The organism is Cytobacillus purgationiresistens (assembly GCF_030813235.1).
Taxonomy (GTDB): Bacteria; Bacillota; Bacilli; order Bacillales; family Cytobacillaceae; genus Cytobacillus; species Cytobacillus purgationiresistens.
In genome coordinates this window covers 19,967-33,459 of sequence record NZ_JAUSUB010000016.1, presented here as the reverse complement: position 1 = coordinate 33,459, position 13,493 = coordinate 19,967, and the positions used below count along the sequence as shown (strand labels likewise).

Sequence of the window (13,493 nt, the reverse complement as noted above, 5' to 3'; positions counted from 1 at the left end):
AGAGTATCGGTGACTAATCACAATTTTATTAACAGTTTAAAAGACGGAAGAAATGTTTGGTTAAACGGTAAAAAAGTAGATATTACAACCGATGAAAATTTTTCGGGTACGTTACAAACGATCTCTCAGCTATACGAATTGTTTGAAGACCCTAAACAACAGGCATTAGTGGGTTACCTGAGTCCACAGACTAATGAATGGGTGCATTCCGCTTTCTTAGTTCCTCAATCATATGAAGATGTTTTAAAACGGAGAACAGCATTCGAAGCATGGAGCAAAGCAACTGATGGGATCATGAGCCGATTATCTGATTATGCACGCTCTCGATTAGCAGGCTGGTATGCAAACCGTGAGCGTTATCGATCTTTTGATGCACACTTTCCAGACAAGATATCCGCTTACTATGAAACAGCTAGAGATGAGCACCGCTTCTTAAGCGTGGTTCAACGTGATCCGCAAGTCAATCGCGCAGAGCAAGCATCAAAGGATATCAAAGAAGCAGGCTTGCTCGCAATCACGAAAAAAACAGAAGACGGAGTTTATGTAAACGGAGCAAAGATGATCGGAACTGCATCTCCCTACTCCCATGATTTAATTGTTTATCCATTATCCAAGCTCGAAGAATCAAGAAAAGCCTTAGCTCACATGCTCATCGTGGCAGCGAACTCTCCAGGTTTGCATATGGTATGCCGCGAATCCTTTGCCACAGATCCACAAAATAAAACAGATCACCCCCTCAGCTCTCAATATGATGAGATGGATGCTGTCCTTATATTCGATAATGTTTTTGTACCATGGGAACGGGTCCTGCTTTACGACACTCCAGAAGGACTGGCTCATATTAAAGCAGACCCTGTCTCAAATGGACTCGCCTACCATCAAGCTATCATTAGACTACTCATTAAACTTGAATTTGTTGCTGCAGTTGCCAATGAAATAGCTGAAGCCATCGGTGCCAACACTTACCTGCATGTACAGGAAAAGCTAGGTGAACTAATTATGCAAACTGATACCATTCGCGCCTTAATTATCGCTTCTGAACATGAGGGCAAACTCATAAACAGGAATATCTTTGTCCCAAATTTTAACTTTATTCAAACAGCAAGAACTCTCGGAGCGAAATACTACCCTCGATCCATTGAAATCCTCCAGCTCATCGGTGCTGGCGGATTTATCCAGCTCCCATCAAGCATGGATGATTTCAACACACCGATATCCGGATTATTAAAAAATTACTTTAAAGGTGCAAATATTGAAGCAGAAAAACGGACAAAGCTCTTTAAACTTGCTTGGGATCTCATCGGCTCACCTCTCGGCTCAAGGCATGAATTATATGAACGCTTTTATGCAGGCGACCCCATGCTTAATACAGCGAAGCAATATAATCAATATGATAAGCAGGAATGGAAAAATTCGTTGGATAAATATTTGAAACCTTAAATGGATTGGAGGTCCTTTATGTTGAGAAAGTGTAAAAAATGAAGATACGCATGGTCAATCAGGGGACTAGAACGATCCAGTTTGTGGATTAACTCTTGTTTCTTTTTGGAGGAGGGACTAACCGCTTTGGGCTTCTTCCTCTTCCTTAGGTTACCGATTTGATAGGTGTCTAACCGGTTTGGGCTTCTTTTTCTTTATTTGGTTACCTATAGGGGTCTAACCCATTTTGGCATTTAACTCTCTGCCGGGTTAATTTCTACGTAACAATCATAAATCTATAAATTGAAAATCCCACAGCAAATTACTGTGGGTTAGATTAAAGTATAATAGTCAATCTACAAATTCAGCTTAATCTTTTCTTATAATCTCTTAGTAACTAAAGCACCTAGACCAAGCACCATAAATAAACACAACATATAAAGGATTAGCATGCCTGTTTCAACATATTCTATACCCATTACATATAAGCCAATTAAAATAGCACTGCTAATAATTAAAACGAAATAAAGGACCCACATGAAATATTTTTGCATAAGCTGTAAACTGCGTTCATCTACCTCGGGAATATTGCCTTGTCTTTTTCCCCTTAGTTTTGCAAGGATTAAGTAAATGATGAATCCTAAAACCCCTCCACCAATACATGCCAATGCGAGTCCGAGGTCAAACTCTCCATTCTCTCTACCAATTAGATATATACCAAGGAATGCACCTATACTCATTCCAATCAATATGACAACCCAAAGAACTATTTGTAATGTTCTGCTTTTCATTTCGACTTTTCCTCCTTAGATTCGTCTAAATAAAATACCTCCTCAATAGGGACATTGAAATAACGAACCAGTTTTAGTGCTAATTCTAAACTCGGATTATACTTATGCTTCTCAATCGCATTGATGGTTTGGCGTGTGATTTGTAGATCCTCTGCCATTTTAGTCTGGGTAATCCCTTTTTTCTTCCTTATTTCGCGAATATGATTAACTACTGACATAAACCTCACTCCAAAAAAGTAAAGATATCTTTACACTTATTATATCGTTAGGATTAATAAATTGTAAAGATATCTTTACATACATTCTTTATTTTTAAAACAGAAACTATTTTACTAGTATTAACATGAATAGAATATATTTGAATTTTTATAAAATATGTTATTCTGTTAAATATAGGCTAATTTTTTATAAATAATCGATCTGTAATAACTGCTGAGAGGAGCGTTACATTGAGGTCACCAAGAAATTTTTCATTATTCAATGATGAAAAATCTATTGAATATATAAATATGCAAGAGCTATTATTAAATATTTCAGATGGATGCTATTATTTAAATGCCAAAATGGAGTTTATGTTTGTCAATAAATCAGCCGAAGCCATACTTGAAAAGTCTAAAGAAGAATTATTGGGGTTTTGCATATGGGATATACTGCCAAAGTATATTGAGACTGATATATATAAGCTCTACAATCATTCCTATAAAAATCAACAACCCGCCTCATTCGTAATTACTACTGAATATGCAAATAAAACACTGAGAATAAAAGTCATTCCTGATTCAAAAGGGATACTGGTTCTTTTAAGTGATATTACTGTAAAAAGAGCACAAGATGAGAAGGAAATTTATTTTGAAAAGCTGCGAATTATCGGTGAAATGGCGGCAGGTGTTGCCCATGAGGTGCGTAATCCTTTAACAACTGTAAAGGGGTTCTTACAGCTTGTTGCACAAGATGAGGACCTATTAAAGTTTAAAGATATCTTCATTTTAATGATTGAAGAAATCGATCGCATCAATATTATTATCAGTGAATTCTTAGATATAGCTAAAAATAAACCGAGTAAGCTGGAAAAACAAAACCTGAACAAAATCATTCAGTCCATCAATCCTTTACTAAAAACAAGAGCATTAAAAGAAGATAAAATCATCCGTCTTCAATTGAATCCGATTCCAAGTCTAAAGCTGGACCAAAATGAAATGAGGCAGCTTCTAATTAATATGGTCAATAACTCATTAGATGCGATGGAACCAAATTCTTCTGTGCAAATTAAGACCTATTTAGAAGAAGGCAAGGTTGTATTATCAATCAGTGATGAAGGGACTGGAATCCCCTCGGATATTATGGATATCGTATCTACACCCTTTGTCACATCCAAAGAAAAGGGAACCGGCTTAGGCCTAGCCATCTCTTTTGCTATTGCAAAAAGAAATCATGCGATAATTGATTATTCTTCTGATTCTACCGGTACAACCTTCAATATTCGCTTTACAATCTAATCAGCAGCAGAGGAGAAGGATTGAAGCGTCCTTTTCTTCTCTTTAAAATAAAAAGCATCCGAACCATCGGATACTTCTACGTATTACTCTAACTCACTTCCAGCTTCGGTTGCTATTAATCTCCATCTTTTTCCGAAAAGCCTCTTCTAAATCGATATCAAGTTTGTTTGCGAGCTCACACACATTCCAAACAACATCATACAATTCAAGACCTAATCTTTCTTTCACCTTTTCAGGATCTTTTTCCCAGGATAAAGATAATACTTCCTTAGCCACCTCTCCGACTTCCGTGACTAAGAATAATGTTCTGGCTTCAACAGTGGATTGATCAAAGCCTTTCACTTCACTAAACTCCTGTACGTTCTTTTGTAATTCTGATATATTTAACATTTTTCTCTCTCCTTATTCATTACGCAATCTCATCTTTCTTCTTAACAATTCTATCAAACATCCAATAAAGATTGAAAAAGTAATAAACATCATAAAAGTATTTGCATTAAAGAACTGACTGTTCATGTGAATAGAGGCAACAGTCATAATACCATTAATATATTCATAATCAATTAAACCGAAATCTTTTTTATATGCTTCCTCCCAAACAAGGCGGTACTTGTTGAAAGAGTTTACTTGATAGATGAAAGCAACTATGATATGAACTATGATAAGGAGCATCGTCCAGTACAAATACGACTGTTTTATATAAACAGCGCGAAGAAGCTGAACCCATCCATATACGGAAATAGCGAATAAAGGTATTAACAAGAACATAATGAAGATAGCTGGATTCCCATTTCCTGAAGAACTACCAGGTCTTGGTGTCATTAAAAAACCTAGCCAAAACAATGGCATTGTGAGAAGAATGGCACTGACTATAATAATGATAGTAAACTTTTCCATCTAATTCCCCTTCCAAAAAATAAAGATAAGAATATTCTCTTAATTCCAGGTATCATTCAACTTATCAGCATAAAAAAGTATGGCTCTCTTATAATCTGTAATATCATGATCAGCTGATGTTGTTGCCAAACTCTTTAACAGAAAACCCATTGCCTGTTCATGCTCTTCCAAATTATAGAGTGTCATTGCATAAAAACATAAGATTGCTTGATTGTTCGGAAACTTATTCAGCCCATTTAGAAATACTTTCTTTGACCTTTCATAGTGACCTAAAGCTCTATAGGTACTTCCCAAGCCAATATAGGCACCTTCTAACTCTTCACCGTCTAACCCAAGCTCGATTGCTTTTTCATAATATGGGGCTGCCTTTGACTCTTCCCCTAGTACATCAAAACTCCAGGCACATTGATAGTGAATGGCAGGATCAATGGGGAATTCATTAACTAAGCTCAGAATCAATTCGTTTGATTCTTTTAATTTTCCCTCTGACCTTAGCTGAATGGCATGAGTTAATTTTTGATTCATTCTATTCTCACTCCCGTTTGTTAACTACATATATTTTATCACCACTATGCAAAAAGCGGTGAAGCAAAAATGCATTCACCGCCACAAAGGCATGATTTTCATATCTATAATCAACAAATAAATGATTGGACTATTTCTTTTTTTGTCCGACCAACATATCTAAGTCCACCGTCATTTCAACAGAATCTCTTTGTAAGAATTGTTCAATTAAAGCCTCTTCACCTGACCACGCGAGCGGAGTCATTTTAACAAGATTAATCAAATCCTTTTTCTCTAGCGTTTTTGTGTAAGTAATCTGTTTGATATCCAGTAAATCGAAATGCTTTTTAAACAAGGATACAATTTGCTCGTTTGAATACTCCTTTTTCTCGAAAAGAGCTGTCCGTAACTCTTTCAAATAATCCTTTCTTGGCACAATTTTCATGACTAGCCCTTCAGGTGCAAGCATCCTCTTAAACTCCTCATAGTTTGATGGTGAGAGGATGTTTACAATCACATCAACCGCTTGATCTCCAAAAGGGGATTTAGCTAAATCTCCAACAAGCCAAATAGGATTTTCATAATTTTTTGCTGCCATTAGGATTCCTTCTTTGGCAATATCAAGCCCTACTCCTGTAACGCTGTCGGATTCCCTCAGATCTAAAATCCTTTGTAAATGCGAACCTTCTCCACAACCCAAATCTGCAATCAGGGTTGAATGACCACACCTTTTGTCTATTTCCTGAACAATTTCCTGATGAAGAGATGCGTAAAGATCAGCTTCCATGATGATTTTTTGTCTTGCTGTAAATAATTCCTTACTGTAATGGCTAGTTGCTGCATGGGTGAGCAAATTCAAATAACCTTGCTTTGTAAAATCAAAGTTATGTCCATTGGTACAAACCAAGCTTGTTAGCTCATCTACCTTTACCGAGCTTCCGCAAATTGGGCATTTAAAGGCATGAGCCAGCTCCTGCACCCGCTGTGCACTATTCGATTTTTTTGACATTCTAAGACATCCTTTCTGAATACAGACCACTAGGGGATTTTAGATTAGAGGGGATAGCCTCATGAGCGTGGTAAAAAATAAAGAAAGGCAGCATCCCCCACCTTTCTTCATAAGAAACATCTATACGAAATAAAGATCATTAAAAATGAACAGGGGATCGAGCTATACATTATTTTTAATAATCCTCCTATAGTTTAAAATATGAGTTTAGTATAAGGCGATTGCTATGGAAAGTCAAAGAGCCGAGGGTGTTTTATGCCTCAATGATAATTTCCTGACTGGCAGGTACATCTTTAAAATAAGTGTCATACTTCTTAAATAAAAAAGCCATTCCGGTGATTTCATCTGGTAAAGCTGGAGATACGACGAATTGATGTGTGTATTGTCCGCTCGCTCCGCTACCTTTTTCATTGCGGCAATCATATTTTACACCTAAATCTAATGCCACTGAACTATGATTGCTCAACTCTTCATGGTAATTAGAATCATCACCTTCCCAATCAATAATAAGCTGAACGACACTTGCATTCTCATACTGGCGTATAAACGTGATGGAATAAAAGACTTGATTAACTTCAACTGCCTTCATTACTTTTAAAAAGCCTTTATAGCCGTTAGGTTCCACAAACGGGTTTAAAATCTTCATAATTACGTATTGTCCAAAACATAGAATCTAGAAAGCCATCATATAATGCGTACTTGTTTGCCCAACTTGTAATTAATTTTGAAGTAGGGGTACCAGGGGTTTCCGATGTTTCCATCCGCTCTTTTATCAATGCACAGATTTGCTCACCTATGGCTGTTAACCTCTCATCATAATGATCATCTCGACGACTCAATTCTACTCTCTTCATCATCTCAACCTCGCTATATTTTAAATATAATAATAATCTAATTTGGAAAAAAATGATATTTCGCAATTTTAATATACTTCTGATTTTCCAAATGGAGGGATGCTTCAATATCAGAGGAATTGGTTTTTTTGTAATGGTAAATTGACAATTGTCATTGACTGTAAAATCTATGACTGTATCAATATCACTATCTCTAGCCTGTTGCTCATCCCCATCTAAGCAGGAATACAACTCGAGGAACTCTCCTTTGATGAAATAATTTACTATATAATAAATAGCGTTATTTTGCACGGTCATCGCTGCTATTGGATAAACCATACACATAGGGTTGTGCAAAATTCTGTTAAATCGCCGTAAAAAACAGGTCCACCTCCAAGAATCCAATCGTCGTTTCATTTAATACGTCAGCAAACGGCGAATTTCATCTTTTTCTTTCTCTTATATCATATGTATTCTCCCCTTATCGGTAATGGCCAAGGGCTGGCAATATAATGGTGAACAGTCATGCAATAAGTTCCTCCCTATAAGAAACTTTATCTTTATCGCAAATTACTTGTTAAAAAAATTTTTCCCTGGTTCCCTTTTATTGTTTCTACTGCTAGAACCGCTTCCTTTATGTGCTCCAAATCATAAGTAGAAGATTCGTTCATTAATACAAGTTTCTGTCTTTCTACAAGCTCGATGATCCGATCAAATGTTTTATGCCAATTTCTTATAGATGTATTTTTATTCCAGTGCCTTAAATGAAAGAGCTTTGCATTTACTCTACTAGAAATTTCTTTCCAATCTACTTGAATGCCAGATAAAAGTCCAATAGTTAAAAAGTTCCCTGATGATTGAACACAATTAGCTAGCTTATTCCCATCATCTCCACCAATGGAATCGATTGCTGCATACACTCCGTGACCTCGCGTCAACTCCATCACTGTATCACCCAATGGCTGTTCTGTTGTATTGATCACATGTGATGCCCCAAGCTGAAGTAATTCATCAGTATAGCCTTCGTTTCGCACAACAGCAATGAGATGGTAGCCAATGATTTTTGCCAATTGTGCATATATGCGACCAATAGCCGAGCCACATGCATTAACGAGCAAATAATCCCCCGCTTTTAAATTCAACACCTCTGTACATGTCACCCAGGCGGTAATTGGATTAATGTACATCTGAGAAGCAGTATATTCATCGACTGAATCAGGAATTGGAACAACAAATGAAGCGGAGGTCTTGACTAGCTCCTGCCATGTTCCTTCACCGCGGAGAGGAAGCACCCTTTTTCCAATCAGATCTTTTGATACATGACGGCCAACCTCTTCGACAACGCCAACCCCCTCATAACCAGGAACTGCAGGCAAAGTAATTCGGTGTGCATAAGACCCTCTGACTGGAATTAAATCAGATGGATTAATCGGACGCATCCGCATTCGCACAAGAACTTCATAGTCTCTAGGCAACAGCTTATTTTCACTTTCCACCATCAGAACATCTTTCGGATGACCAAATTCATAGTATTTTACACATGCTGATTTCACAATCTGTCTCCTTTTTTCATTTGATTGCACTTTTGTTCAAGATAAGGTTTGTCCTTTTTATATTATTCTACAATGATTATGATGTGATGTTTCTTTTACTTTTTATCCGTCCATTCCAGTAATTCAATGCGATTTCCAAAAGGATCAGAAACAAAACATCTTTTTGCACCTGGCAGCAAATCATCCTCTATAAAATGAATTCCCTTCTCAGAAAGATGGCTCTTTAACTCGTTAATGTTCTCTATTTCAAACGCAGGATGTGCTTTTTTCGCCGGAGAGAATGGCTCCTCAATGCCGATATGAATTTGATATTTCCCAAACCCAAACCAGACACCGCCACGTTTGCGCAATTCTTCCGGCTTCTCGATTTCTTCTAAACCTAACACTCCACCAAAAAATGCTCTTGCTGAATCTTCACACCCTTTTGGTGCAGCAAGCTGAATATGATCAATTGCTTTAAATTGAAAAGACATTGAATCCTTCCTTTCTTTGCATAAGTTACCCATTCAATAACATTTTATGGGTGATTCAATGATAAGTAAATGTTGATTTTTTTATATTTTTCCATAAGTAATTTTTATAAAAGATAAAAAGCACGGTTCAAATTGGCTTTGATGCCGTGCTGTTCTGCCTTCATTGTTTAGAAATCAATAGTACCCCGCCGCAATGCGAAATAGGACACACATTGGCATGCTTTTTCTAAAACCGGTTGAATTTCTTCAAATACAAAGTAAAACTCAGCGTGATCCCAATCGTCTATACTTTTTTGTTTACACGCTTCAAGATCTGCCCTTGTTTGAAAGGCAATATCACCAATGATGACTTTCCCCTGATCTGTTAGAAGAGCTAGCAAATTTTCAATAAAAGGAATCTTTTCTTCATCTGATAAATGATGTAATGCATAAGTACTTATGATTTCCTGTCATACCGTTTACCCTTGATTTCATCAGATACACCCATAGAAATATCCCACTCTATTAAATTGGCTTTGGGCATTTTCTTCTGAGCCAAAGCAATCATCTCCGAGGAAAAATCTATCCCGTCGATTGTATGACCACTTTCATATAATTTGCTTGTTAACACCCCCGTGCCAAATCCAATATCTAATATGGTCGATGGATGTTGCTGCATTGCTTCATTAAACACTTTATTTAAAATGTCTTTATAACCTGCAAAAGGATAGGATTGACCCTCTTCGCTTAATTGCACTGTATAATCATAGTTATTTGCCCATAAATTAAAACCTTGTTTATTTAACATAGAACGCTCCTCTATTTGCCACTATGGTGAGCATTCATAATTCAACTCACTAGTTGGCAATCTTTTCTTCCGTTACTTTGATTTGATTGTTATTTGCGTTTTTCATATGAATCCCATCCTTTTACTCTATTTATATCTATTTTACCATAATTTTTTCAAAAAACAGATAAATGATTAGATAGCTTTCTTCCCTTTTTTATAACCCCTAAAGCATCACATAATGGGGCGGGAAGTAAACAGAGGATATCTTCAACGATTTCAACAGTTAGATTGTTTTTACTTATATAACCGGAAATTTCTTCTCCAATCATAGCAAAATCAAATGGTGCGTTAGCATAGAGAAAATCCGCTAAAAAAATTTAAAGGTCATGAATTTCCTTTAGCCATGGATTCAACTCTACTAAAAGTGGATATTTTACTGGATAAATCAATTCTAAAACCCTCAATGGAATAGATAAATCTAACCAGTCAGATTCTCCAGATATTCTTATGATACTAATCATGCCAGGAACTTTGATTCCTCCTGCAGTGGTGAGGATAACGTAAAATTGCTGCACACTATTATCTTCTATTAAGATGGGTGGCACAATCATATCCTTCTGATGAAAGGTCTTCTCCATCCATAATCCGTTTAAGTGGGAGTTGGAGCAAAGAGCTGTTAAAGCTTGATTAATCCTTTCGTTATCTCCAGTTGGATAAAATTCGATTGAAAGTTCATAATATCCACCAAACCAAGTCTCACTTTTGTCAAAGTTCATGATTATTCTCTCTTAATTCTTCTCTCGCAAGTTGTAAAATATTTAGTATAAACGCAGACTTCGCTTCTGTATATGCTTCTCGGGTTTGACAAGTTTTGGCTAAATAAATTTTTAATAGCTCATATTCTTGTACAGCTTCGGGGTAATTTCTTAAGTAGTTGCGGAATTGCAGATGTCTCTTCAGCTCTTCATTATCTATTGTTACAACGTACAAATGATGTGCCTGCCAAATTTTTTGACCTGTCCAAGGGACTTTATCATCCTGCCGCGCAAAAGCTTCTCTTCCCTTGATTCCAAAATCTCCTTGATGAATATAGCCAAGTTTTTCTAGCCCTTGGATTACATTTTCCAGCTTGCTTCGCTCTTCTATCACAACATCTAAATCAATGATCGGTTTCGCTCCTAAGCCACGAACCGATGTGCTGCCAACATGCTCTATCGTCAGAATCTCTTCGGTTATGTGAGCTTTAATTATGGTTTTTAATTCATGAAAAGTCTCTTCCCACTGTGGATTGTAAGACTGAATGGTAATTCCCGATAGATTGGTAATCATACATTAACCTCCTCTTTGATGGTCTACTGTACTATTTTACCAAATGATTCACTCTCTTTTATCGGAAACTGTACTTCAGTTAACCAATCTCCTGGGTCTTGCTGATTCCAGATTCCATCAATCACTGCTTCTCTTGGTGTGTCTGCAAGTTCATAAGGGTTGTGGTTAAGCCAGTCAAATAGGGATGCATAGGTTTCACCAATCGAATTATATGGACCTCGATGGAGAAGGCAAGCTGCAAGAGGCACTTCCTCTATCACTTTAAAGATCAAGCTACCGCTGCTTTCCTTTAGCTCTGTCACCGCTTCACAAATCTCTACATCCATATTTTCTTCCTTATAATTGCCATCATGAATCATTTGGAAGCAATATTCGATTGGATCAACCTCACAGCCCGCTACTAGCATCTTCTCCCCCATTTTAGGGACGACTTCAAATAACCCATCATAATCAGGGATAACACATCTTGTAGAGGCAACGATTACCTTAGGAAGGCTTTTGATAAACACTTGAGGAGCTTTTTCTTTTTTTGTCAGATAATAATCTGCTTGAGCAAGGCTCTGCTTGATTTTGGAAAGGTCATTTAGCAGCTCTATCTTTTTCTGTTCAATCATTTGATGGGCAGATTTGGTTTCTAGTGCATGCTTAACTTCTGCGATTGTAAACTCCATTTGCCTTAGCCCCATTACTTCATGCAATATCACAATCTGAGCGGAAGAATAATAGCGATAACCTGTTTCAGAATCTATATGGGCAGGCTTTAAAATTCCCATTTTATCGTAATAACGCAATGTCTTTACAGTCACTCTGTTCATTTTTGAAAAAATACCAATTGAATACATAGATGATTCTCCTTTCATAAAGGAAGCAGTGTCCTGCTCCCTTTATTTATTCCCATTTAAAGAATTTTATTGAAATGAAGAGGCCGATCATAGTGGTGAGAGCGAGTAAAGAGATGCTGAATGTGAGATTTGATAATTGATCGAGCGAGATACCCTTTAGTAATTCGATACCATGGGTCAGTGGTAAAACCTTTACGATTGCTTGCAAAAAGTTGGGCATGATTTCAAATGGAATCGTCGCACCTGAAAGCAGAAACATTGGAAAGTAAAGTGCGCTGCTGATAGCTCCGGTCGTTTTTTCACTTGGAGAAAGACTGGCGATCATAAGGCCGACGCTATGAATCGCTACCATGACAAGTAAATAACCAGCGGTGAATTTCCATGGAGAGCCGATGAGCGTCATCCCAAAACCGAATCTTGCAACTGCATAAACCATCGTCATAGAAAAAATGCTTAAAGAAAAACAATAGCTCACATGGGCAAAAAGCAGATTCATCGGACTAATCGGTGTAACTTTATACCGCTTTAGCACCTTTTGCTCCCTGTACGATGAGAGTGACAACGGAAGGCTCATCAGTCCGGTTGCACATAGACCAATTGTAGCAATCGCCGCAAAAGAGAGATTCAGTTCTTCGTTATTGTTTGCAAATAGTCCCATCAAAGCCATCAAGCCCGCAGGAAGAATCAATCCAAAGATGACCGAAGACATTTCCCGGAAGGAAAGTTTAATTTCTGCTTTATATAGTAACCAAAATGTGTTCATTCAAATTCCCCCTCAATCAATTTGATAAATGCATCGTCCATGTTTTTTCCGCCGCTGTATGCAATCACTTCAGGTACTGTACCAGAAATTAATGTTTGTCCATTTTTTAAAACGAGAATTTCATCACAAAGATTTTCGACCTCGTCCATAAAATGCGAAGTCAAGAAAATGGTTACGCCCAGATCCTTCAGGTTTTGCAGTGTGCTCCAGACCTCTCTTCTCGCCAACGGATCAAGTCCTGTTGTCAGCTCATCAAGAAAGATCACATCTGGCTGTCCCATCATCGCTAACAGAATACAAAGCTTTTGCCTTTCTCCACCTGATAACTCGGACACCTTTACTTTCAGACGATGTGATAGACCGAACATCTCAAGCTTTTCTTTCCAATCAAGCGGGTTTTTGTAAAGCGAGTGTGTAATTTCACAGATTTCCTTCACCTTCAGCCCCTTTTGAAAAGCACTCTCCTGAAACTGCACGCCCACGTTCTGAAAAAGCTGCTTCCTATCTTTGCTGGGGTCCATGCCCAGTATTTTTATAGCACCCTGACTTGGTTTCTGCGTGCCAAGGATGCAATCGATTGTGGTGGATTTGCCTGCACCATTATGACCGAGAAGACCAAAAATGCTGCCCTTTTTGACACGAAGGCTCAAATGTTGAACTGCCGTCGTTGCGCCAAAGGTTTTAGTCAAACCAGAAACTTCAATTGCATATTTCATTTCACATTCCCCCTTTTTTAGTCGAACTTTAACAGTGTAAAAGCTCCTCTAAGGGGAGAGTCAATGGGGAAATAGCTATTACTAATTTCTATTGGAAGT

The 13,493-nt window shown here is 37.5% G+C and carries 20 protein-coding genes; 2 read left to right on the top strand and 18 right to left on the bottom strand.

From position 1 onward, the window contains the following. Window positions 1-9 precede the first annotated feature (9 nt). Window positions 10-1,440, top strand: a complete 1,431-nt coding sequence (locus J2S17_RS17045; RefSeq protein WP_307476917.1) for a 4-hydroxyphenylacetate 3-hydroxylase family protein — start codon at window positions 10-12, stop codon at window positions 1,438-1,440. A 359-nt stretch (window positions 1,441-1,799) separates the two neighbouring features. Here J2S17_RS17045 and J2S17_RS17040 read toward each other — a convergent pair whose 3' ends face one another. Continuing rightward, complete coding sequence (locus tag J2S17_RS17040; protein WP_307476915.1) at window positions 1,800-2,210, bottom strand: hypothetical protein; 411 nt, start codon at window positions 2,208-2,210, stop codon at window positions 1,800-1,802. Further along, window positions 2,207-2,428, bottom strand: coding sequence for a helix-turn-helix transcriptional regulator (locus J2S17_RS17035; RefSeq protein WP_307476913.1), 222 nt, complete (start codon window positions 2,426-2,428; stop codon window positions 2,207-2,209). Before J2S17_RS17035 ends, J2S17_RS17040 begins: the two co-directional genes overlap by 4 nt. A 231-nt stretch (window positions 2,429-2,659) precedes the next feature. Between J2S17_RS17035 and J2S17_RS17030 the strand changes: the two genes are divergently transcribed. After that, window positions 2,660-3,706, top strand: a complete 1,047-nt coding sequence (locus J2S17_RS17030; protein ID WP_307476911.1) for an ATP-binding protein — start codon at window positions 2,660-2,662, stop codon at window positions 3,704-3,706. 93 nt (window positions 3,707-3,799) lie between these two features. Here J2S17_RS17030 and J2S17_RS17025 read toward each other — a convergent pair whose 3' ends face one another. The 16 genes from J2S17_RS17025 to J2S17_RS16950 form a co-directional block, all read right to left on the bottom strand. After that, window positions 3,800-4,096 (bottom strand): MazG nucleotide pyrophosphohydrolase domain-containing protein, encoded by a 297-nt coding sequence (locus J2S17_RS17025; RefSeq protein ID WP_307476909.1) that lies wholly within the window; start codon window positions 4,094-4,096, stop codon window positions 3,800-3,802. Window positions 4,097-4,108: 12 nt separating this feature from the next. Next, window positions 4,109-4,603, bottom strand: a complete 495-nt coding sequence (locus tag J2S17_RS17020; protein ID WP_307476907.1) for a hypothetical protein — start codon at window positions 4,601-4,603, stop codon at window positions 4,109-4,111. Between the two features lie 39 nt (window positions 4,604-4,642). Further along, the gene (locus J2S17_RS17015; RefSeq protein WP_307476906.1) at window positions 4,643-5,128 is read right to left on the bottom strand and encodes a tetratricopeptide repeat protein; all 486 of its coding nucleotides are present in this window, start codon (window positions 5,126-5,128) and stop codon (window positions 4,643-4,645) included. 130 nt (window positions 5,129-5,258) lie between these two features. Further along, window positions 5,259-6,116 carry a putative RNA methyltransferase gene (locus J2S17_RS17010; protein WP_307476904.1) on the bottom strand — a complete coding sequence of 286 codons (858 nt, stop codon included), beginning with the start codon at window positions 6,114-6,116 and terminating at the stop codon, window positions 5,259-5,261. Window positions 6,117-6,369: 253 nt separating this feature from the next. After that, complete coding sequence (locus J2S17_RS17005; RefSeq protein ID WP_307476902.1) at window positions 6,370-6,762, bottom strand: hypothetical protein; 393 nt, start codon at window positions 6,760-6,762, stop codon at window positions 6,370-6,372. Then, window positions 6,731-7,288, bottom strand: coding sequence for a hypothetical protein (locus J2S17_RS17000; protein WP_307476900.1), 558 nt, complete (start codon window positions 7,286-7,288; stop codon window positions 6,731-6,733). Before J2S17_RS17000 ends, J2S17_RS17005 begins: the two co-directional genes overlap by 32 nt. 221 nt (window positions 7,289-7,509) lie before the next feature. After that, window positions 7,510-8,502 (bottom strand): zinc-dependent alcohol dehydrogenase family protein, encoded by a 993-nt coding sequence (locus J2S17_RS16995; RefSeq protein WP_307476898.1) that lies wholly within the window; start codon window positions 8,500-8,502, stop codon window positions 7,510-7,512. 95 nt (window positions 8,503-8,597) lie between these two features. Continuing rightward, complete coding sequence (locus tag J2S17_RS16990; RefSeq protein ID WP_307476896.1) at window positions 8,598-8,975, bottom strand: VOC family protein; 378 nt, start codon at window positions 8,973-8,975, stop codon at window positions 8,598-8,600. A gap of 167 nt (window positions 8,976-9,142) precedes the next feature. After that, window positions 9,143-9,355, bottom strand: a complete 213-nt coding sequence (locus tag J2S17_RS16985) for a hypothetical protein (protein ID WP_307476894.1) — start codon at window positions 9,353-9,355, stop codon at window positions 9,143-9,145. Between the two features lie 56 nt (window positions 9,356-9,411). Next, a complete protein-coding gene (locus J2S17_RS16980; protein WP_307476893.1) occupies window positions 9,412-9,762 on the bottom strand; it encodes a methyltransferase domain-containing protein in 351 nt (116 codons plus the stop codon). A gap of 155 nt (window positions 9,763-9,917) precedes the next feature. Beyond that, complete coding sequence (locus tag J2S17_RS16975; RefSeq protein ID WP_307476891.1) at window positions 9,918-10,073, bottom strand: hypothetical protein; 156 nt, start codon at window positions 10,071-10,073, stop codon at window positions 9,918-9,920. A gap of 48 nt (window positions 10,074-10,121) precedes the next feature. Then, the gene (locus J2S17_RS16970) at window positions 10,122-10,520 is read right to left on the bottom strand and encodes a hypothetical protein (protein ID WP_307476889.1); all 399 of its coding nucleotides are present in this window, start codon (window positions 10,518-10,520) and stop codon (window positions 10,122-10,124) included. Then, window positions 10,510-11,073, bottom strand: coding sequence for a GrpB family protein (locus tag J2S17_RS16965; protein ID WP_307476887.1), 564 nt, complete (start codon window positions 11,071-11,073; stop codon window positions 10,510-10,512). The genes J2S17_RS16970 and J2S17_RS16965 overlap by 11 nt, the downstream gene beginning before the upstream one ends. 23 nt (window positions 11,074-11,096) lie before the next feature. Then, window positions 11,097-11,933 (bottom strand): MerR family transcriptional regulator, encoded by an 837-nt coding sequence (locus J2S17_RS16960; RefSeq protein ID WP_307476886.1) that lies wholly within the window; start codon window positions 11,931-11,933, stop codon window positions 11,097-11,099. 28 nt (window positions 11,934-11,961) lie between these two features. After that, window positions 11,962-12,678, bottom strand: a complete 717-nt coding sequence (locus J2S17_RS16955; RefSeq protein ID WP_307476883.1) for an ABC transporter permease — start codon at window positions 12,676-12,678, stop codon at window positions 11,962-11,964. After that, window positions 12,675-13,394 (bottom strand): ABC transporter ATP-binding protein, encoded by a 720-nt coding sequence (locus J2S17_RS16950; RefSeq protein ID WP_307476881.1) that lies wholly within the window; start codon window positions 13,392-13,394, stop codon window positions 12,675-12,677. Before J2S17_RS16950 ends, J2S17_RS16955 begins: the two co-directional genes overlap by 4 nt. Between the last annotated feature and the right edge of the window lie 99 nt (window positions 13,395-13,493).